The organism is Psittacicella hinzii (genome assembly GCF_003585935.1).
Taxonomy (GTDB): Bacteria; Pseudomonadota; Gammaproteobacteria; order Enterobacterales; family Psittacicellaceae; genus Psittacicella; species Psittacicella hinzii.
The window spans coordinates 14,797-37,305 of the sequence record NZ_NRJG01000052.1 but is presented as its reverse complement, the minus strand read 5'-3'; the positions used below and the strand labels follow the sequence as shown (position 1 = coordinate 37,305).

At 37.2% G+C, this 22,509-nt stretch carries 13 protein-coding genes and 2 pseudogenes; 7 read left to right on the top strand and 8 right to left on the bottom strand.

All coding sequences use genetic code 11. From position 1 onward, the window contains the following. Nucleotides 1-281 precede the first annotated feature (281 nt). The 3 genes from CKF58_RS03355 to CKF58_RS03345 form a co-directional block, all read right to left on the bottom strand. Complete coding sequence (locus CKF58_RS03355) at nucleotides 282-2,873, bottom strand: glycosyltransferase family 25 protein (RefSeq protein ID WP_119530965.1); 2,592 nt, start codon at nucleotides 2,871-2,873, stop codon at nucleotides 282-284. A 47-nt stretch (nucleotides 2,874-2,920) separates the two neighbouring features. Then, nucleotides 2,921-3,817 (bottom strand): hypothetical protein, encoded by an 897-nt coding sequence (locus CKF58_RS03350; protein ID WP_119530963.1) that lies wholly within the window; start codon nucleotides 3,815-3,817, stop codon nucleotides 2,921-2,923. A gap of 192 nt (nucleotides 3,818-4,009) precedes the next feature. Next, nucleotides 4,010-7,705 carry a glycosyltransferase family 25 protein gene (locus CKF58_RS03345; RefSeq protein WP_119530961.1) on the bottom strand — a complete coding sequence of 1,232 codons (3,696 nt, stop codon included), beginning with the start codon at nucleotides 7,703-7,705 and terminating at the stop codon, nucleotides 4,010-4,012. A 529-nt stretch (nucleotides 7,706-8,234) separates the two neighbouring features. Here CKF58_RS03345 and tsaA point away from each other — a divergent pair. From tsaA to CKF58_RS03325, 4 genes are all read left to right on the top strand, one after another. Further along, nucleotides 8,235-9,326, top strand: coding sequence for a tRNA (N6-threonylcarbamoyladenosine(37)-N6)-methyltransferase TrmO (tsaA, locus tag CKF58_RS03340; RefSeq protein ID WP_119530959.1), 1,092 nt, complete (start codon nucleotides 8,235-8,237; stop codon nucleotides 9,324-9,326). A gap of 780 nt (nucleotides 9,327-10,106) precedes the next feature. Continuing rightward, nucleotides 10,107-11,237: an RNA polymerase-binding protein DksA gene (gene dksA, locus CKF58_RS08680; protein ID WP_119530957.1), complete on the top strand. Its 1,131-nt coding sequence runs from the start codon at nucleotides 10,107-10,109 to the stop codon at nucleotides 11,235-11,237. A 374-nt stretch (nucleotides 11,238-11,611) separates the two neighbouring features. Then, nucleotides 11,612-11,878 carry a hypothetical protein gene (locus CKF58_RS03330; protein ID WP_119530955.1) on the top strand — a complete coding sequence of 89 codons (267 nt, stop codon included), beginning with the start codon at nucleotides 11,612-11,614 and terminating at the stop codon, nucleotides 11,876-11,878. 168 nt (nucleotides 11,879-12,046) lie between these two features. Further along, on the top strand, nucleotides 12,047-12,643 hold the full coding sequence (locus tag CKF58_RS03325; RefSeq protein WP_119530953.1) for a flavin reductase family protein: 597 nt from the start codon (nucleotides 12,047-12,049) through the stop codon (nucleotides 12,641-12,643). An 84-nt stretch (nucleotides 12,644-12,727) separates the two neighbouring features. Here CKF58_RS03325 and CKF58_RS03320 read toward each other — a convergent pair whose 3' ends face one another. Both CKF58_RS03320 and CKF58_RS03315 read right to left on the bottom strand, forming a co-directional pair. Next, complete coding sequence (locus CKF58_RS03320) at nucleotides 12,728-13,285, bottom strand: GAF domain-containing protein (protein ID WP_245959231.1); 558 nt, start codon at nucleotides 13,283-13,285, stop codon at nucleotides 12,728-12,730. Nucleotides 13,286-13,784: 499 nt separating this feature from the next. Next, on the bottom strand, nucleotides 13,785-14,123 hold the full coding sequence (locus CKF58_RS03315) for a zinc ribbon domain-containing protein YjdM (protein WP_119530949.1): 339 nt from the start codon (nucleotides 14,121-14,123) through the stop codon (nucleotides 13,785-13,787). A gap of 770 nt (nucleotides 14,124-14,893) precedes the next feature. Between CKF58_RS03315 and CKF58_RS03310 the strand changes: the two genes are divergently transcribed. Together CKF58_RS03310 and bioB are read left to right on the top strand one after the other, a co-directional pair. Further along, complete coding sequence (locus tag CKF58_RS03310) at nucleotides 14,894-16,270, top strand: L-serine ammonia-lyase (protein WP_119530947.1); 1,377 nt, start codon at nucleotides 14,894-14,896, stop codon at nucleotides 16,268-16,270. Between the two features lie 664 nt (nucleotides 16,271-16,934). Continuing rightward, nucleotides 16,935-17,915, top strand: a pseudogene (gene bioB, locus CKF58_RS03305) (biotin synthase BioB); the annotation flags it as partial. A gap of 412 nt (nucleotides 17,916-18,327) precedes the next feature. Here the strand turns inward: bioB and CKF58_RS03300 are convergent. From CKF58_RS03300 to cmoA, 3 genes and pseudogenes are all read right to left on the bottom strand, one after another. Next, nucleotides 18,328-18,648 (bottom strand): annotated as a pseudogene (locus CKF58_RS03300) (DUF1440 domain-containing protein); the annotation flags it as partial. A gap of 15 nt (nucleotides 18,649-18,663) precedes the next feature. Beyond that, nucleotides 18,664-18,867: a hypothetical protein gene (locus tag CKF58_RS03295; RefSeq protein WP_119530941.1), complete on the bottom strand. Its 204-nt coding sequence runs from the start codon at nucleotides 18,865-18,867 to the stop codon at nucleotides 18,664-18,666. A 740-nt stretch (nucleotides 18,868-19,607) separates the two neighbouring features. Beyond that, complete coding sequence (gene cmoA / locus CKF58_RS03290; protein ID WP_119530939.1) at nucleotides 19,608-20,357, bottom strand: carboxy-S-adenosyl-L-methionine synthase CmoA; 750 nt, start codon at nucleotides 20,355-20,357, stop codon at nucleotides 19,608-19,610. Nucleotides 20,358-20,693: 336 nt separating this feature from the next. Here cmoA and aspS point away from each other — a divergent pair, with 336 nt between their 5' ends. Then, the gene (gene aspS / locus CKF58_RS03285; RefSeq protein WP_119530937.1) at nucleotides 20,694-22,472 is read left to right on the top strand and encodes an aspartate--tRNA ligase; all 1,779 of its coding nucleotides are present in this window, start codon (nucleotides 20,694-20,696) and stop codon (nucleotides 22,470-22,472) included. Nucleotides 22,473-22,509: the final 37 nt, after the last annotated feature.

The window sequence follows — 22,509 nt, the reverse complement described above, 5'->3', positions numbered from 1 at the left end:
ATTGAAGACTTTAAATTTTCTGGAAATTAGGCTTAAGCTGGTAATAAATAAAGGGTAGTACATTTGTACTACCCTTTATTAAATGGTGTTTGCTATTAGTGTGAGCTCTTTGCGAGCTTAGTAGCCTAGCACTAGCATTTTGCCTAGTACACTTATGTTTTGTGCTAGTGCTTTCGTGCTAGTCAACTTTGCTAACTAGAGTGTCACTAATTTACAATTTTATGTCAGAGAAGCTTCACTTATGTGGATTCTCTTAGGTGTGGCTTATTTGCTTTATCCAACTAATCTTTGCGTGGCACAAAAACTGGAGGATTAGCAAATGCAATCTCGTGCTCATCTTGAGTATAGAAGTAATTCTGCAGATAAGCTGCAGGATATTTACTTGGTTGTTGGAGAGCAGCCAGTTTTATTTTATTGGACATAAACCAGAAAGCCGTTAGGCTAGGGAGGATTGATTTATCAGCATGATAATCAACTCCCATATTATCCTCTTTCGAGACTAACCAATGTTCGAAACTTTCCATGCCAGTAAATTCTTTGAACTCTTGGGAATTCATGACCTGATTCTCTGGTTGTCCAGGTGCTCCAAGCGTGCCGTAGTAAGCCATTAAAGTGCCGCGGTTAGATACCCAATAGATATATTTAGAGACTTTCTTAAGTATTTCTTTATTAAACTCCTGATCATCACGAATACAGAAAATCATTTGTATGCGACCATGATACTCCTGTTCCACATGATGCACTAAAGTACGCATCATAATCAGATCAGAGATTTCTTCCTCACTCGGAGCTCGTACTAAATGTTGGCTCAGAGCTGCAAAGTCGATATGCTTGTCTAAGATTTCTGGCTTAATGCTTTGAATATCAGGTTTAGTAATAATACGCATGCCAGGATATTTTTGCAGAATCTCTTCGCGTGAAAGACTATGTTGCAGCACGTAGAATAGCGACTTATCAAGTTTTTGATAGTACTGGTTTTTGTCGAGCGGATTTCTGCGTGCGAGTTTAAGTTGATTTAATTCACTTTGTTTACGATCTTCTTCTAAATTAGACGGTAATTTAGAATAGTTTTGATAGCAAAAGATTGGTAAACCAAAAGCTAACTCATTAGTCGAAGGATGCTTGAGAATAAGCGCAAAATCATCGGCTAACCAGAAGCATTTTCCAGTTAGCATCTCTTGATTTTCACGAATAGCACGTTTGCGTACTAAGTAAAAACCACCACCGCGAGGAGTGAACTCTTTTACGCCAACCAGACTAGTGTTACGTGCATTATTATGCGTTAAGATTGGGAGTGCTGGACGATCTTTCCCTAAATAAGGTAAGTTATTTACCGTGTGTACGATGCTCGGATCATAATTTAAATTTGCACTCTTCACCTGTTGTTCAATATCACCTAATTTAAATGACGAACTCCTCATAACATTATTGAGCGCAATAATGTTATGCACTGGATTAGGTAGTAGAGCTTCAAGCATTTCATTGACATGCCCATACCAAGTTGGGTATAAAACTATATCGTCTTCGGCAATAAGCACAAACTCATTATCCCCAATCGACGCATCTGCTAAGACATTGAGCAGAATTTGTTGATGCGAAAGAGCACAACCAATTTCCGAGACTGTTGCATAGCGTAGATAATGCTTATGGAACAATTCCTGATCAAAACTTGCCGCAATTTGTTCTGGGCTTAATGCTTTGCCATCAATAGCCGGTACACGGACAAATTCCTCAACCTCAGGATTGTCTTTAAAGCTTGCTAAACGTTCTGGATTACGATCAAGATTAATCACAAACTTGCGCATGCCACGAATATGATCGCGAATACCACTTTGCGCTTGTTGTAGATCTATAGCCGTATAAGGTTGCGGATTACACAAGCTTATGGCATTAGGTTGTATCTTTAACTCATTATATTCCGAACTATCCACACTTGCCACTTGAGTGTATTGCTGATTAATTGTTTGTAATGAACTAAAGTCAGCAATCTCAACCATGCCTTGTTTTTGGCGTTCTTTTTGCCAAGGTAAAGGTTTAGCTTTGCGTCCTTTAAAAGGAGTATCACTAATGCTAATTGCCGGTTTAGGAGGATGACGATAAGAGTAAGCCTTAGCAAGAGATTGTAGTTCGTGCTGCACATTGCGCATGACTAAATATTCCTCTTCTAGGTTTTTCGTCCTAGTCGCTAAACTCGGCATTAAAGCATATAAGTTTGGATTAACTTCGACTACTAAATTAGCGTAAATCTTTTGTTCCGATTGGGCAAACTTCTCAAGGGTTTTAAACCGCATAGCGCTAAATAAGAAGTTAAAATAGGCAAGAGAAATAACTTGAGAGAGGTAAAAAGGTTTACCTGCTTGTCCAGTTATAAATTCTTCATCAAGTTCGAGGAAATTATTTTTGGCAAGCTTAACACTAGAGGTTGCTTCAAGTTGTTGTGGTGTTAATTGTTCTTGCGGATTGAACTCGATGTGGTTTAAGAGAATGCCACTGATATCTTCACTATAGTGAGGTAAGTAAGCACAGGCATACGCTAGATAGTTAAAACGCAGTTGCCAATTAGGTACGATTTCTTCATGCGACCATGCCATTAATACCCAATCATTAGGTAGACAGCCGTAGTATTTTTGGCAATAAGCATAGGCTAAGTTTAAGCACTCGATATATGTCCAGCTATGAAAATCCATCACTTTTAAGCCAGAGTTTGGATTTTGTTTATCTGGGATATGGCGCGTAAAACTCCAGTGCTGAGCAATTTGGGCTGCTGTTAGTTTATGTGGATTAGGTACTGCTAGCGGAATAAAGTTTTTACAGTGCGGATTTCGTAGATAGAATTCAGCTAGTGAATCAGCTTGATCCTCAAAATAGAACACAAACTTAGGTAAAGTACAAGAAATATCTAAGTAAGTACTTTTATCTTCTAAGTAAGCATAATTCGCTGCACGTGCGATTTGCTTAAGTAATGCAGGTAAGGTTTTTGATAAACCTTGCCGCTTTCGATTTCAGTTTGGCGTTGTTTTTCTTGCTCTAAGCTTAAGTGATTATGATCGGCTATAAGTGGTACAGCAATACTTGGGACATGCTGATAGATTTCTCCGTGTTGTAAATGTAATTGCTGAGTATAGAGTAATGCCGGACTTGAAACACTAATTTTTTGCGCACGCGCAATAAACTCGGGTACGGCGCTTTTACGGATTAAGTAAGCACCTAAAGCTTGTAAAGGCACTTCGGTCAGGCGTAAGTAGTGTTGTCCTGCCTTCGCAAAAGCTAAGTCATACTTATAGGAAGCCGCAAATTTCTCTAATGGTGGATCATTCAGTTCGTGTTGTTGGTAAAAAGTATCTAGTAAGTTAATCCACTTAACTTTGGTTAAATCGGTATTTTCAAGAGTTTGCTGCTGGAAAAAAGCTAAAGCAAAGTTAATTTTTTGTAACCATTGCTTTTCGAGAGAAATATCATCTTGTAAGACTAATACCCAGTCTTGGTTAAATAGAGCTGGATCATTAGCAATATGCTGCCATGCAGCTAGATGGGCTAAAGATTGACGTTTAGTGTAATCGTTAGCTTGAATATTGGCAATTTGATGTTGGTTATAGGCGTTTTCATCGAATACCATACCAGTTTGTTGAGCAATTTGCTCATAACTCGTAGCATGGATTTCATGAAAATTACCATTGCGTAAATAACGCACAAAAGGTTGGTACAGGAAGTTATCTGCGATTTTTGCTGAATCAAGATGAATCATAATTGTCGGCAAATGCGCGGCAATTTCAGCGTAAACGAGGTTAAGTTTTAAAGAGTTGGTGTGTTGTAACATACACTCATACCATATAGATGAAAATCGTACGTATATTATACGTGAACTTAGAGCTGCAGGACGTAAGTGCCAGTGGTTTTCGTAGGGTTGAGAGATTTTAGGTACTAGTATTTTTGTTTTGACATGGCATTAGAGATGACAATCATAAAAATGAGCTCTTAAAGATAATCTTTAAGAGCTCTAAGCAAGCGATTATTCTTCGCTTTGTCCTTTGTAACCTGCAATAGGAGGATTATGGAAAATTTTCTCATATTCTTCGGCAGGTGTACAGTAGTTTTCTAGGTAATTAGCAGGTAAGCGACTAGGTTCGCTAATAGCATTATATTTATAGCTATGTCTAAATAACCAGAATGCACTGGTATCTGGCAGTACATGCTGATGATTGAAAAGAGCATAGACGTTTTTCTCATCATCACGACGGAATGAGAATTCTTCATCGAACTTATAATTAGTTAATGCCGAAAGGGTCTCTAAATCATAATGCTTGTCAATCTCTAGATTTCGTGCCCCTACTACCCCGTAGTAACATAAGGTAGACGAGCAATGGTTAATCCAAAGAATACCATTATTCACTCGCTCAAAGAAGTCATCACTAATTTCAATGTCGTCTTCAACAGTTAGCAGAATATCTAACGACTGAGCTAAAGAGCGCGAAGAAGTGAAGATAAAGTCGCGCATTTGAATGATGTCTAAGATTTCATCATCAGTTGGTGCGCGTCCTAAGTGTTCACTTAGAGCAGGGATATCCACTTCTTGAGCTAGAGCTTGTTCATTATAATTGCTTAAAGACGGACGAGGAATTACATTCCAGTTCGGGAATTTTTGTGCAATTTCCTCTAAACTTAAGGTGCGTTGACGCACATAGAAGTTTTTGAGGTTAATGCAGCGTCCCGACATTGCATCGTAAGAGTGACGACGATCAACACGCATTTGACGTTCAGCAGCATTACGCTCGATTTCAATTAAGGATGGTAAACCATCATTTTGACGCGAGAATACTGGTGATAAGTAGGTAAGCGTGTTATAGGTCGGGAAAGCTGAATAATAGTTAAAACTATCTGCATACCAGAATGCAGGGCTTTCGAGAAGTTCTGCATTTTCTATAATCGTCCGTTTACGGATTAAGTAGAAAGCCGAACCACCTGGATTAAAGATTGACATCTGGATTAATTTCGCTCGACCGTTATTTTGCGGTGGCGTGATACGTCCGAGCTCTAAAGCCTCACGTGAGGTTTCGCTCAGACTACCAACTTGGCGCAGCATCGTTTGGCGCGTATAGATGTAATCTGTATTTAAGCTCTCTTTATCATCTAAATATTTGAGTTGTGATAAGTAAAGTAGATTACTTAAGGCAATACCTTGACTCGGATAGAGAGATAAACTTTCGAGGAGTTTATTTACTACTTCATACCAGTCTGGAGCTAGTTGCACATCATCTTCGGCAATTAAAATAAACTCGTTTTCACCAATGTTTGGATCATGTAGCGCTTCGAGCATAATTGCACGATGTGAAAGCGTACAACCTATTTCACCAGGTGAAGCATAACGTCCAAAACGTTCTTTAAACTTCTCTTGATCGAAATTAGCTGCTAATTCTTCAGGAGTTAAGTTAGCTCCTGCTATAGCACTAAAGCGCGTAAATTCAGCTGTATTCGGTTGGTTATAGAAGTAATCAAGACGTTCTGGATTTTTATCCATATTGATTACATATTTGCGAATACCACGTAAATGATCGCGTACTCCTGCTTTAGCTTGCTCAATACTTGCCGCTACACGGGTTTTAATCCCTTCAGGATTAATGCCTGGTTTATAAGGTAAAGTATTTAACGGCGACGAATCTACAGGCGCTACTTTAGCTAGCGGACTACGCAGGGCAAATTGCTCTTGTTGCTCCGGACTAAGTTTATTTAGTGTTTGCTCTTTAGCTTTAAACTCGGCTTTTTCTTCGGACGTTAACGGTGTGCCGCGTACTTTAGTAATTTGTTTAGCCACTTTCTTCAGACGATCTTTCTCGTATTTAGCAGCTTGCTCAAAACTTGGGAAAGTAACCGCTGGTTTAGCAGCATACTTAGTTTTACTTGCTTGGACAGTTGCTTCTAAAGAAATGCGAGCTTCAACAAGGGCACTATCGAGTGTACTAGTTTCTTGCTCTTGACTAAGCGCAGGTAAGATAATCCCAGCATAGCCATAGAAGTAAGAAGAAGTATACTTATCTGGTCTGCGCTCTTTGCGTAACGGATCAAGCACATGACTACGCAGAGCAAAGAACGGCGGGAAAGTTAACTCTAAATTATTAAAGAGTAACTGACTAAAACGTTTAGCTTGTCCTGGTAAACGATGATACTCTGGATCAGCGTTAATTTGTGAGTGTGAACTCACATTTAAGTTATACATTTGGCGTAAATCATCTAGACTCGGGAAGTCTAAATAATTAAGACTAGGATGCCCGAGCATTAAGAAGTTTAATTCATTTGAGTTAAGAGGGTTAATACCATTGTTGGCTTTAATCATATAACTCAAACGTTGACGCCAATTTGGAGCTAACTCTTGATTAGCTCTCACAATTACTAGCCAGTCATTAGGTAAAAATGCCTTGTTATCTTTGCTGCGTCGAGCAATTTCAGTAAAGATATATGCCTGCTTCCATTCTTCAATATCTAAAACTCGCGCAATACGCTCGAATTTTAGCGGATTATAAGCAATTGGTTGATAATAAGCAGCAAGTTCTTCTTTAGTTAGACGATCTGGATTAGGGATCATTAATGGTTCAAAGTCATAAGCACTAGTGCCATTACGACTAAAGAACAGTCCTAATTCGGCCTCTTTACCTTCTTCGTAAACTACGTATTTATGCGTTTCGAGTGTGGCATCGTGATCGTTGTGCTCGGCTAGGGTAGTTGCACGAATAATACTATTTAAGTGATTTCGATCTTCAGAATAGTGTAATTTACTATGATCAGTTGTGTCTAAGTAGTCAATACATTCTTGGTTAGATTTATATGCTAACTCCGGATCAAAAGCACGACCAATACTTGGTAAACATTGCACAATACGATGCGTTAGATCTTCACCTAAGTAGTGACGAATATTAGCTAAAGGCTGAGAAATGGTTTTATGAGCTTGGGCAGCAGCTTGTTGCTCGGACTGTGCTTTTTTCCCTTTAGCTTTTTTAGGAGCTGGCTTAAGTGCATTGCTTTGAGCTTCTAGACGTGCCAGAATTTCTTGCGCTGCGGATTTTTTAATAAAGTAAGCGAACAGACCACTTTGTTTGAAATCAACGAGGCGTAAGTTGGTAATAAAATCATCGTAAACCACGTGATCGTGCGTAAAGAACTCGTTGTACTCGTTTTCGAGCGCAGAGTATCTCTGCGCTTGGTTAACTAATAAGTTAACCAAACTAACTTGTTCTACATCTACTTTAGATAACTCTTTACTTACTTGACGCGTTAAGTGGAATGTTAATTGTAGATATTTTGGCCAATCTGCTTCAAGCAGAAGATCGTCTTGCATTACTAGCACGAATTCATCTTCTTTGAGGTTGGCATTATTGGCAATGGCTTGCCAGGCAGCAATATGAGCTAGAGTTTGGCGTTTAACATAATTGTTAGCGACAATGACACGCTCTTGTTCACCAATGGTTAAGTGAAAAGGATGTTCATCGTAAGCCTGTTCATCAAACGCGAAGTTCGTAAGCTCGGTCAATTTAGCAGCCGAGTGAGCATAGATTTCATGACCTTCACCAGCTAATAAATAGCGAGTAAAAGGCTGTTGCATAAAAGCATTAGTCATACCATCAGCCCCCATGTGAATCACATAGCTAGGCGTATTAGCAATGACTTCCGCTAATTGGTAATAGACTTTAGTTTTTTCTTTGACGTTGTATGTCATATTTTTAGTAGAGACGGTGAGTTTAACTAAACTACAAAATTAAGTATCCCTTTTAAGCCCTTATAAATAAGGAAATCATAGGGAAACAATTAGAAAAATTTAGGTATAATTTAGGTTTTAGATCTGATTATATATGGTTTTGCCTATCCACGACGAGAAAGTTGTGGTTGCTAGGTAATTCTGAAACTAAATTATGACTTTAGTTCTGAATGGCAGCCTTTTAAAATATTCTACATGTCAGACTATCAAGAATAGCTCAAGTAGAGCCAAGATAAAATCATAATTCTCTCCTAATATTTTAGCCTAAATCCATATAACCACCGCTACGAAATAAGCCTCCACTTCATAATTAATGAAGGCAACCTCACGATTAACAATAATTATGCTCTAAACTAAGTTAACAACTAACATATTAACTACCATAAGGTACTTATTCACTAACTGAGCTGTACCTCAAATTTAAGATACTTATTCACTAACTGAGTTGTACCACTAATTTAAGATAATTATTCACGAAACTAAGGTAACTATGCAAATCCAACCTATAGGTTATATTCAAACGCTGTTAACAGGTAAGTTTTCTGTACCACGACAAGGTAATTTAATTAGCGAACTATATAGTTGTATTCGCCTAGTTAAACCTTACAATAATCCTCAAGCGGTCGAAGAATTAGAGACCTTTAGTCATCTTTGGCTAATTGGTTATTTTCATGCAAATGCCCATGCAGATAATGAACTACGTCTTAAAGTTCGCCCTCCAAGATTAGGAGGGAATAAAAAAGTAGGGGTCTTTGCCAGTCGTAGTCCTTTTCGTCCCAATAATTTAAGTTTGTCTTTAGTTAAGCTGGAACAAGTAATTTATCATGCTGAAAGTAACGAGCTACTAATTGTAGTTTCTGGATGTGACTTAATCGATCAAACCCCGATTATTGATATTAAGCCTTATATTCCCTTTGCAGATAGTCCAATTCTTGGACAAGAAGTACGTAGTGGCTACGTAAGTACTCTTGCTCAAGATTTACAAGAACCAGAAGCAAAGCAAGATAACGAAGAGGATAATTTTACGCAGCAAGGAATTGGTATTAATCTTGGTACATCCCAAGCTACTTTCCCTGCATTTAATAATGTAGTGTGGAACGTCGATGAGGAAATCTTAGCTAACTTAGCTTTAAGTCTGGTAGATTTAGATTATTTACCCTCTACACAAAATCCTCAAGAAGCTAGTTTGCATAAGCATGAGTACTTGCAAAGAATTCTCTTTAAACTCTTAGCTCTCCACCCTCAACCAGCCTATAAAAAAGATAAGACCTTACAAATGGGCATGGAGTTTGCCGGTTTAGAAGTTCAATGGCAATGTAGTGAATTTACATCCGAGCATGCTTTGTGGCAGACTTATCTTGATAAGCTAAAAAGCAATGAACGTAAACTTGCAGAACAAGAGTTGTCTCCTTATGAACTTGCAGAACCAAAATCTGCTGGATATGAACTTGAAGAAACTAAAACTACAATAACTACAACGGATAATCCAGTTACAGTTAAGCAAGCCAAAGACTTATCCCTCTTTGCCCAAGACAAAGCTAAGCTTTCTTTAATTACCATAACCTACATTGGATACAAGTAGTTGAGATAAGTATTAGCTGTACTATTAAAGCTTCAATGCTAAGAAGCGACACTATAGGAAAAAGAACTCACTCATAATTAGAGTATTTCTTGGCTTTTAGCTATGAGATTTCGATTTGTTTCGCTGGTAAAAAATAATTAAACATAGCTATGGTTAGCCTGCTATAATGTCAAGCCTTTAATCCCTAGTGTATTTTGTATTTCTAGATGTTTTTAAATTATCGCTAGTGACAGTGAAAGATTATTTTTAAGGGAGATCATTTTTGTAAAAGATTGTCTCTTTGGGTTGTATCACCTTATTGAATTTTAATTTTTTACCTACTCCCTTTTCTAGTAAATAGCTAAGAGAAAATCGCCTTAAATTTAGGTATCGCTGCTTGAGTGCTTTCTTACTAGTTATTTTCTGCAATTTGGTAGGAAATAATTGCGCAATAACTGCAAAATCTAAGCTTAAAACGGTCACCAGACAAGGTTTAAGCGTCAAATTAAGACTTTGTTAAAAATATTTCAGAGATACATATAAATTTTTTATATAATACGCGGGGTAAAAATTAGGTTAATTTTTGTTGAAATATTTTTCTTAATCTTTTGACAGAAATTAGCAGCTTATTTTCAGGACTTGGTTTATTTATTACCAATTTAATAGCAATCAGGCTAAGAAATTTTTAGACTTTATTGCGCTAATTATTTTGCGAAATCTTGACTAGTTACTAGTCATTATTTCAAAAACTTATCTTGCAAATTATTTTTGCAGATAAGACACAGAGAAGTTGAACAAATCATGACACAAGAACAAGTTAAACGTGGTCGTGGTCGTCCAAGAAAAGACCAAACCGCAGCTAAAGCTGTAGTATCACCAGCAAGTAATACTGTAGTTACCGATGTTAATGTTGTGGCTACTCTTGCTGATGCTCCTAAAAAACGTGGACGCAAACCTAAAGCTCTTACTGAAGCTCTAGTTGCAGCAGCTGCAGCTAATGCAGCTGGAACTACAGCTCCAGAAGCAGATGCAAGTGCAACTAAAGTTGTCCACTCATTTAAACCAAAACGTGGTCGTGGTCGTCCACGTAAAGATGAAACTCTTGTTCAAGAAGCAAGTGAAGAAACTACAGCTACTAAAGCAGCATCTCCAACAAAGGCAACAAAAGCGACAAAAGCAACTAAGCCTTTATCGCTTGATGATGACGATTTATTCGTACCTGAAATTGAAGATGAAGAAGATTACGAAGAAGATACATTAGATGATGATTTTGACGAGTTCGAAGAAGAAACTCCGAAAAAAGGTAAGAAAAGCAGTGTATCTTTTGATGATGACGATGTAAGTGACGATAACTTTGATGATAATTTCAATGACCTATTAGGTGATGATCACTTAACACGTGATCTAGCTGATGTGGTAATTGAAAAAGAAATCGTACCTTATACTGAACGTGAAATCGTACGTATCGAATCAAATATTGACCAAAAATCATACCAAGCTACTGCTAAGTCATTAGAAACCTTAGGTATTAAACCTTATCAATTTGAAGGTGATGAAGACGATTACATGAATCCTCGCCAATTAGATCATATTAAAAAGATCATTATGGCAACTCGTGAGTCTTTATTACGTCAATTAGATGAAACTAAAGAAGCTTGGGCGGAAGAAAAAGGTCAATATGCTGATGAAGTAGACCAAGCAGATCACGAATCTGATTTTGCGATTACTTTACGTAACCGTGACAGAGAACGTCGTCTAATCTTAAAATTAGATAAAACTTTAACACGTATTGAAAACGATCCTGACTTCGGTTATTGTGATCGTTGCGGTGATGAAATTGGGATGCGTCGTTTAGAAGCACGTCCAACCGCAGAATTATGTATTAACTGTAAAGCTAAAGCCGAAATCCATGAAAGACAACAAAAAGGCTAAAGCTTATACGGAAAACTAGCCAAGTTTAGTCTCTAAACTAGCCACGTTTATCCGCAAATGTTTGATTGATTTTTTTAACTTAAGAGTAAGGTGTAAGAGCTTTACTCTTTTTTTATTGTTTTGGTATCATTTGGATCTACCGCATGAGACTACTGCAATTTTTAGTGATCCTCTATTGCTTGGGAGTATTGCGTCTTTTGCTAAAAGGATCTACTATTAAATTGTGGATTTAAAATATAATTTTTCCTAGAAATAGCGTACAATATAAACATGAAGTTCTTGTAGCTATAAGCTGGCAATAATAAAAACTTTAACTATGAGCTACAAATACAGTATTACCCCTAGGTAAAGGCTGCACTTAGTTAGGAGTAAGCATGGCTTTATCAGATTATATTCCTGGATTTATAGTGACTTTATGTCTCTATATTCCAGCAGTGCTTTGTCACTATTATTACCGTAGATTTAATTTATTTAGTGCTTGGATGACCGTATTTCGTCTGATTATTGATATAGCGACGGTTGTCCTGTTGATATATTTTGGATTCTTTATCTTCTTTAGTTTAGATAACATCCCGATGTTGCTGATGTATGCACTTGGCTTTATTACCATAGTGTTTTTCTATTTTGATACAAAGCTCTAAGCAAGGGATAAGTTTAGCTGGGTATTAGTTTGTTCTTACAACGATATATACATAGTTTGAAGAAACTAACTTTCGACAATTTTCTTGAGCTGGATTGGCTAAGTAAGAAAAATAGAGTATAATACCTCGCATAATCATAAACTCCAAAAGTAAGAGAAGTTTAAAATTATGACAATAAAACCTGTAGCTTTAGATAAAATGTACCGTTTACTTAATCACGGTCCAGTAACTATGTTATCGGCTAAGCATCACGATGATGTTGATGTTATGTCTGCAGCATGGGTACAAATGTTAGACTTTGATAAAGTAAGCATGGTAGTTGATTCAGCAACCTATACCCGTAAACTTTTCACTAAATCAGGATACGTGGTAGTTCAAATACCAACAGCGCAACAAGCAGCTTTAGTATTAGCCGTAGGTTCAAATACTAAAAATACTAATCCAGCTAAAGTAACCCAAGCTGGAGTAGAGTTTGTGCATATCGAAAATGCCGATGATCATCCTTTTGTAGCAGGAGCTGCTGCTTGGTTGTTAGTCAAATTAATCGACGAACTGGAAATGGCACAAAAATACGACTTGTTTATTGGACAAGTAGTAGGTGCTTGGGCTGATGATCGTGTCTTTAGAGATGGACACTGGGAACTTGAAAGCGTGTCTGATTCTTTACGTCCTATTCACTATGTAGCAGGTGGACAATTCTATCTCACAGGTAAAAGCTTGTTTGTAAAAGTACCTCATGCTATGGGTGAAAACACTGAAGATTAGCTAGAATTATCAGCACTCGTAAGTTTACAAAATATAGTACAAACTAAGGCTCGGCAAAATGCCGAGCCTTGTGCGTTGCTAAAATTAGCGATATGCTGCAAATTGTACAGGATCTAAAGTTGCTAAACGAGCACTTAGAACTGTAATTAAAGCTTCTAAGCCTACTTGATCTTCTGCACTAAAGCGTTCAAATAACGGACTATCTAAATCTAGTACTCCGATAACTTGTTGTTCGACAAGCATCGGGATCACTAACTCAGAGTTTGAAGCAGAGTCACAGGCAATATGTCCTGGAAATTCATGCACATTAGCAATGCGTTGGGTAGTTTGCGTTGCGGCTGCAGTGCCACAAACTCCTTTACCCCAGGCAATACGATTACATGCAGTTTTACCTTGAAATGGTCCAAGATAAAGAGTATTTTCAGGGACATGAGTTAGGTAAAAACCTGCCCAGTTTAAATCTTTAAGACTAGAGTAAATTAGCGCAGCAATATTACTTAACAGACTAGTTAAATTAGTCTCGGCAGCGGCAAAATTTGCAGCTTGCTTTACTAAAATACGATAGTTTGAGTTGAGAGATGATAAGTCAACGGTTGCTAACAGACGTTCAACATCCGCTTGACTAGCTTGAGTCATTGACATAGAAATACAATAATTGAGAGAAGTTAAAATAGGAAAAGCTTAGACTAAAATAGCTAAACTAGAATTTATTTTAGCGAAAATTTCTTAATTTTGTAAAGAATATTTTATGCGTTTTTTAGACCGAATGCCGTTCAAACTCTTGTTTATTTTTACATATTACCTATGTTTACATACACCTCATATTTCTAGCCAAAGCTTGCTTTCAAATTGTGTTTGCGGTATCCCCAACAAAAAAGAGGAGCTAGGTCTTACCTAGCTCCTCGATCATACATATACATTACAACATTTATTTTAACAAGGAACACATAACTCTTGAAAAAAGAAAAATCTAAGAGTTTGCTTTATCCTAAAATTCTGTTACCTTTTGCGGGTGGATCTTTATTTTAGCACAGGTTGAACAATTTGCAAAATTTTTTTCACAAAAAAAAGCAAGGTTTTTTAACCTTGCTGGACTTCCAATATTAAAATAAGAGGAAATTATGAACAAAATGAATGGAGATTAGGCTTTTTTCAGAAATTCTGATTTTAAGCCAAATGCTTGACCGTCAATTTTACAGTCAATATCATGATCACCATCTACAAGACGAATGTTTTTTACTTTCGTACCTTGTTTTAAAGTGATGTTAGTACCTTTAACTTTTAATGGTTTAATTAAGGTTACGCTGTCACCATTTTGGAGAATGTTACCAAATGCGTCTTTCCATACTTTTTCACCTGTAGTTGCTGGTGCTGCATTTGGATCAAATGATTCGCCACACATTGAACAAACGTGTTGTGTACCATCAAAGTAAGTGAACTCTGATTGGCAATGTGGACATACGGGTTGATTTTCACTCATATGTTTTGCTAAATAAGATAATTAAAAGAAACCGGTAGTAATATCTGTTTAGTTTACACTCATGCAAGAGAATATTGCAATGCTCTAACTAAACTACGTTATCCCAACGGATTTAGATATTACGCTTGTGCTAAGAGGAAGAATACGATGAAAACTATTAGAGTTCTACAACTACTCTTAGATGGCTATGATTATAGCAGAAACTAAGGACTGAGGCAATTTTATTCTTAAGTATCAGAAGCTTGCATGAGATAGAGCTTGCTAATCTTTGTTGTTTTTTAACTTTAAGGGTAATCCCTTGTCTAAGATCTAAAGCTTAGGTGCGTTATTTTAAGTACCAATCACTAAAAATTAAGGTTGTCTTCACTGTGAGCGTTTAATTACGGATTACAGTTATTTTAGCCTTGGTGTTACAAGTTTAGCTCTCTCAAGTCTAGTTATGTCAAGTTTAGTTATCTTAAGTATAGTTATCTCAAGTTAAGCTCTTTCAAGTCAAGCTTTTTCAAGTCAAACTCTCTCTAAGTTGCATCTCAACTTGCACTAGATAAATGCGAACTCTGTACAACAAAGAGCATATTTTGATCCCTTAAGAGTACAAATCAGATATTTTAGGTACAAGAGTAGCTGCTTTTACAGTTTTCTCTATTTGAAGAGAGTATAATATGCCTTACGCGCAAATTGTGCGCTCCCCCAGTTTCTTAATTCCCCTGTAGGAGATTTAGTTTTCTTCTAACTTAGATTTTTAACGGTTATCTTACCGAGTGCATTTTATGATTAGCATTTTTGATATTTTCAAAGTAGGAGTAGGTCCTTCTTCGTCACATACTGTTGGTCCAATGGTAGCTGCATATAGATTTATGCAAGAAGTTGTTGAGCAACAAAAATTAGACGACCTAGCACAAATTAAAGTTGATATTTATGGTTCTCTCTCATTAACTGGTAAAGGTCACTTAACTGACGTTGCTGTAATGATGGGGTTAAAAGGTTTTTTACCAGATACGGTTGAAGTAGAACGTATTAGTGAATTCACTAATAGTATTAAAGCAGATGGTACATTAAAAATCTGGCATAACAGTAAAACGATACCGTTTATTTATGCACAAGATTTAGTGTTTCACCAAGACTTCTTACCTCGCCATGAGAATGCGTTAACCATTAAAGCATACGATGGCAAAGGTGAACTGTTACACCAAAACACTTACTACTCAATTGGTGGTGGTTTTGTGGTAACTGATAAAGACTTTGATGTGCCTGAAGAAGCAACGGTAAAAGCACCATATGACTATCAAAGTGCTGAAGACTTACTACGTCATGCTGATGATAATGGCTACTCACTCTATTACATTGCTAAGCAAAACGAACTTAGCTTACGTTCAGAAGCTGAACTAAGCAACTACATTAATACTATTTGGCAAGTAATGAGCGATTGTATTAATCGTGGTATTTATACCGAAGGTTTATTACCAGGACCATTAAAAGTACGTCGTCGTGCTCCTGGTTTACGTAAACTACTCGAAGCCGATATTATGCGAGGCAATAACGATCCAATGTACGCTATGGATTGGTTAAACTTATATGCTTTTGCGGTTAATGAAGAAAACGCAGCTGGTGGTCGAGTAGTAACAGCTCCAACTAATGGTGCTTGTGGAATTGTGCCTGCAGTAATTTCATATTACGGTAAGTTTTATGGTCACTTAACTCCAGAAGTTCTTGAACGTTACTTCTTAGTAAGTTCTTTAGTTGGTTCGCTCTACAAAATGAACGCCTCAATTTCAGGAGCTGAAGTAGGATGCCAAGGTGAAGTAGGAGTTGCTTGTTCGATGGCTGCGGCTGGACTAGCTGAAGTACTTGGTGGTACACCAACGCAAGTATTTATTGCCGCTGAAATTGCGATGGAGCACAATCTTGGTTTAACTTGTGATCCTGTAGGGGGACAAGTGCAAATCCCATGTATTGAACGTAATGCTATTGCTGCAGTTAAAGCAGTAAATGCGGCACGTATGGCTTTACGTCGTAATACCAACCCTACAGTTTCTTTAGATAAAGTTATTGAAACTATGTACGAAACCGGTAAAGACATGAGCTCAAAATACCGTGAAACCTCAATGGGTGGTCTAGCAATTAAGATTACAAATATTTGTGCCTAAGCACTTGAACAAACCTCTAGGATCTCTAGAGGTTTTTCTCATGTTAATCTGGAAGCTAAATTCTTATTTAGACGCTAAATTCAGATTTGGGCACGAAATTTAAGAGGCTGAATATTGGGTTTTGGGTACAGCTCAAACAGAGTAAATAGTAGCTAGTTTAGTTAATCTTTGGTGATATATTGGAGAATCCTTAGTAAGGCATAAGCCAAAATTGCTATTTTTACCGAAACTCCACTAGCAAAATACGCAAAAGACGAAGATTTTAACTCAAAGCTTAGAGTTTACTGGTATGATAATAACGCTAGCTCTGCAAAGTTTAAAGCTTACTTCTTCCTTGAACAGACTCAAGTACTTTTCAAGAACTTTATTAAGTACTTTTAGCAAGTACTCTTTGTAAGACCTTATAGTCTGAAGAAGATACAATTAATTAGGCTTTTGCCTAATTGATTGCTATAATAGGCTCTTACTTTGTGGAACTAAGTAGTTTATGCCTTTAAGGCACAAATTTTCCTCCTCTCTAATTTGATTGACAATTTAGGTAAGCAAGTTATGCTAAGGTGGGATCACCTCAGATTATCTTAACTATGCACCTAGAACTTACATTGGAGTCTCTACGCTGGGGATCATGACGGGAGTCACATCAAAACAGCACCGAGAATAATCGATGCAGAAATTAACTTTAACTCGCTTAACTCCACACAAGCAAACTGATTATTGGACAGTGTGTGAAGTGGAAAAACTCTTTGAAACTCCTTTTTTGGAGTTAGTGTTTGAAGCTGGACGTATTCATCGTGAACACTTTAATCCTCAAGAAGTCCAGCTTTCAACTCTTTTAAGTATTAAAACTGGTGGCTGTCCTGAAGATTGTACCTATTGTCCACAATCAGCTCGTTACCACACTGGAGTGCAAAACGAAGAGCTTCTAGGTAAAGAAGAGATCGTTAATAAAGCTAAATTAGCTAAATCTAAAGGTGCTACTCGCTTCTGTATGGGTGCTGCATGGCGTGGACCAAAAGAAAAACACATGCCAATGTTACGTGAAGCTATTGCTGAAGTAAAAGCTTTAGGGATGGAAGTATGTGGAACGTTCGGTATTCTTGAAGAAGGTCAGGCTGAACAATTAAAAGAAGCTGGTTTAGATTACTATAACCACAATCTTGATACTGCACCAGAGCACTACCAAAACATTATCACCACCCGTAAGTTTGATGATCGTATTAATACTTTAGGTAAAGTACGTAATGCAGGTCTTAAAGTATGTTGTGGTGGGATTATCGGTCTAAATGAAAGCCGTAAAGAACGTGCTGGTCTATTAGCTAGTTTAGCTAATTTAGATCCGCATCCAGAATCAGTGCCAATTAACCAACTAGTAAAAGTTGAAGGTACACCTCTGTTTGAAGCCGAAGATTTAGACTGGACTGAATTTGTACGTACGATTGCCATTGCACGTATCTTAATGCCAACTTCGCATGTACGTCTATCAGCAGGTCGTCAACAAATGCCTGAAGCAATGCAAGCTTTATGCTTTTTAGCTGGAGCAAACAGTATTTTCTATGGCGAAAAACTCTTAACGACCGCAAACCCAGATAATAATTTCGATGCGCAATTACTGTTCAAACTAGACATGAAACCAGAAGGTTCAGATCTAGACTTTGCGACCATTTTAGAGCAACAAGAACAAGAAATGTCTGCTTACATTGCTGAAAATGGTACAGCCGAGCTTGAACATACTTTAGCGCATGCACACGGACACATGAGTCATGGACAAACAACTGGCGGCTGTGGCGCTGGTTGTGGTTGTAGCCATGAACAACAACCTCTTTCTTCTAGCACTTCTGCTAGTAGTCAAGCCGACGATCCAAGTGTAGGTCATTATAAAGCCCTATAGGCGGAACGTCATTTATTAACGAATTTGGTTTTAACTTAGATAAAGCCAAGTTTTAAGCAATTACTAAAGCTCATCTTAGGATGAGCTTTTTTAATACGTAAAATCCCTACAGCGTAAACTGTAGGGATTTATTTTAAGTCGACTTAATAACAAATGAGATGAGCTTAGCTTATTTAGATAAACCTAAAGCAACTTGTTCTTCAACGGCTGTGCTATAGCCAACCCATTTAGCACGGCAGTAAGAACGGAAGGTTTCAATAGTCCACATCCATAGACCTGTACCAATGATTTCAGAGATAAAGCCTTGGATATTGAAGTCAGCTGGAATGCCGATAATTGGGAACACTACATAGTGTGCACCAAGAGCTACGGCATAACCATAAACAAAACCTTTTAATAAGCGGAATTTAGGTAGGATTTCAGCTACTACACAGTAAACTACCGCCATCACTACTGAGAATAAGTAGTGTACTAAGTTACCACCATAGTTAAGACCGTGACCTAATCAAGTGTATGTCATGTGTTCAGTTGAAATACCAAATAAACCTAAAAATTCAACTGGAGGTGGTACAGCACCAGGTAAACGAGGTGGTAAAACATCTTCCCAACCTGATTTTAATGCTGCTGACATTAAACCTGCAATAATCCCGATCACTAATAGCATAAATAAGTGACGCGCTCTAGGATTTGTACGCTCAAATAAGTTCATAAATGCTCCTAAAATCAATCTGATTTTATGTGTGTTTAAATGTAAATAGACTCATATGCCAACCTAAGGCATACAATAATTATATCTGTAGTAATTTCTAAATGCAATTTAAGAATGAGGCAATGCTAGAAGGCTAACTTTTTGCTTTTGCTGCTCTTGAATTTAAAATTGAGCGTGAGTGTAACTTGCTGTTGCTTACTTCCGGTTAAGTTTGCTTGAGATAATTGCATGCCAAAGACAAATATCTCTAAATGATCATTATCGTTTCATAAGTACGTATATATAAATCGGTTGTTGAGTAAAGTTAGATTACTAGGGGTTAATATTGCGTTCCTAACTTGCTTAAAAATTACACTAGGTTTATCCCTACTAAAAGGTAAGAAATCAATTTTTAGACGACAAATATTTATTTAAATATCTGAATTTTGCAACAAAATAAAACTTACAATATTTGTGTCAGAATTTAGAAAAAGAACACTTTAAACAATAAATTCAACATAAGAAATGATTATTGCAGTGTAAAAACCTCTTATTTTGCTAAATAGCAGTGTAAATAGAGAGATTATGAAGATATGATGGAGATATGTTGGAGAGATTATGAAAAGATGATGAAGAGATGAAGTTTTGGTTATGGTTTAAGGGTATGAAAAAGATCCTTAGTCTTGGAATTACCAAGACTAAGGATCGGGTAGGTAAAATTTTAAAATAGATAACTTTAAAGTAGATAAACTAGTTCAAGTTTACAATTTAAAAGCGAGCATTGAACAGAAGTTAAAACCTTGTTGCCAAATCACTACTTTAAAACCAATCTCTTCTAAACGACGTAAATGCTCAGGTAAACTATCAAGAATCATTACATTCTCAATGGCATTACGTTTACGTTCGATTTCGAGCATGGAGTAGCCATTTTTGGCTTTAAAAGCCCAATGTAAATGACAAATCTCATGTTCTAATTGGGGATCAGGATTAGTAAACTTCTCACTAAGAATTAACACTCCACCATGATTTAAACCTTGGTAGATGCGTTGTAACTGTTCATAACGCTTTTCAGGGTTTAAGAACTGGAGGACAAAATTCATAACCACTAAACTAGCATTATGAATATCTACTTGTTCAATGTCTTGAAGTAAGAATTGCGTAGGGTAAGGGCTAGTGTAACCTGCGAGTTTGAGCTCGGCGCGTTTAATCATTGCCGGACTATTATCTACGGCATAGAAAGTTACGTTTTGCGGAACTGCACCTAAATTTTCAGGTTTAAGAGGCAAGCTTTGACGTAAAGCAAAGGTCATAGCTCCTAATGAGCAGCCTAAATCATAGACATTAGAGTTATCGGTTATATATCTATGTCCGAGTAAGGGTAAGTTTTCAAGGATCGGTTCATAAATTGGCACCGATCTTTTGATCATATCTGGAAAGACTTCAGCTACTAAATCATTGAACTGAAAATCTCCAGGAATATCTTGTTGTGCGTAAATATTGTCACGTGCCATAAGAAATTTTTAACGATTAATCAGGGGTATTTGTCACTCTTGCAAATACGACCCACTATTATAGCACAGGCATAATCAGCTAAACTTATGCGAAACAAATTGCAAGTTTGTTAGTTTGTATAATTTTTGGGGTACAGCTCAATGCTTTTTGATGAGTAGGAATTAGATTTTAAGTTAAGAGGAATAACCTAGAACAACCTCGAGTTGTGCTTAAAATTGCGTTAGCTATTTATGATATAATTTAAGGCGGTGTTTTTAGCAAAATTTACAGTCTAAAATTCCAATTTTTTCTGTTTAATATTATTAGTTTAATGTTATTAAAAAAGGTATAACAGCATGCGCTTATATTGTGGTAATGTTACTAAAGCTTATGAAGGTCAAGTAGTAACGGTAAATGGCTGGATTGATCGTAATCGTAACTTAGGTGGGATGTGCTTCTTAAGTCTACGTGACCGTGAAGGTATCGTGCAAGTGTTTATTAAACCAGAAGCCGAGTTCTTCGATCGCGTATCAAGATTACATCCAGAATCTTGTATTAAAGTTGTAGGTAAAGTAATCGCTCGTCCAGAAGGACAAGTGAACCCAGAGATGAAAACTGGGGAAATCGAAATTGAAGCTTTAGAAGTAGAAGTGTACTCTGAAGCTGATGTAATGCCTCTAGACTACAATACAGATGTACCAGAAGAATTACGTCTAAAATATCGTTACTTAGATTTACGTCGTCCAGACGTACAACGCCGCTTTATGGTACGCCACAAAGCAATGCAAGTTACACGTGCTTACTTAGTAGAAAACGGTTTCTTAGAAATTGAAACTCCGTTCTTATGTAAAGCAACTCCAGAAGGTGCACGTGACTACTTAGTACCTTCACGTGTGAACAAAGGTAAGTTCTACGCTCTACCACAAAGTCCACAAATCTATAAACAATTATTAATGGCAAGTGGTTTTGACCGCTACTTCCAAATTGTTAAATGTTTCCGTGATGAAGACTTACGTGCAGACCGTCAACCAGAGTTTACACAAATCGACTTAGAAACTTCATTCTTAGACGGTCAACAAGTACGTGATATTGCTGAAGGTCTAGCTCGTCGTTTATGGAAAGAGATCTTAAATTATGATCTACCAAAATTCCCAATGATGAGTTATGACGATGCAATGCGTGATTATGGTTCTGATAAACCAGACTTACGTAACCCATTATTATTAAAAGACGTAAATGCTGCGTTTGCGCAAGTAGAATTAGAATTCTTACGTGTATCTGCTAACGACGCTAAATCTCGTGTAATTGCAATTAAAGTTCCTGGTGCAAGTGCAAATATCAGCCGTAAACGTATTGATGAGTACACGAAACAAATGAACTCATTAGGTTTAGGTGGTCTAGCGCACTTTAGCGTAGTAGATAAAGCAAGTGCAAACGTTAAAGGTTCAATTGCTAAATTCATTACTCCAGAAATCTTTGCGCAATTAGATGCTACTTTAGAACTAGCAAATGATGACATTGTCTTCGTAATTGCTGACAAAAAAGATTTAGCAACTAAAGCTGCAGGTGCATTACGTATCCGTTTAGGTCGTGATGAAGGTCTAGTAGACTTCAACTCATTTGCACCTCTATGGGTTGTTAACTTCCCAATGTACGAAATCGATGAAGAGTCTGGTGCTTTAATTGCTGCGCACCACCCATTCACTTCACCATTAGAAGGTACAGTTGAGTATTTAGAGAATACTCCAGTATTAGATATCCGTGCGGATGCATGTGATATGGTGATTAACGGTTTTGAATGTACATCAGGTTCAGTACGTATTTACAAACAAGATTTACAAGCTAAAATCTTTGAATTAATCGGTATTGATCACGACGAACAACGTGACAAATTCGGTTACTTATTAGATGCGTTCAAATATGGTGCACCACCTCACGCAGGTTGTGCGTTCGGTTTTGACCGTATTGCAATGTTATTAACTGGTACAGAAAACATTCGTGACGTAGTTGCTTTCCCGAAAAACAACCAAGCACAATGTTTAATGACAGATTCTCCTTCTTATGCTGCAGATAAAGCCCTTGAAGAAGTTGCAATCGACGTAGTACCAAAATATAAAGTACATCGCGATAAATAGTAAACCTTAATCGAGCTAGCACTTAATTTGATCGTAC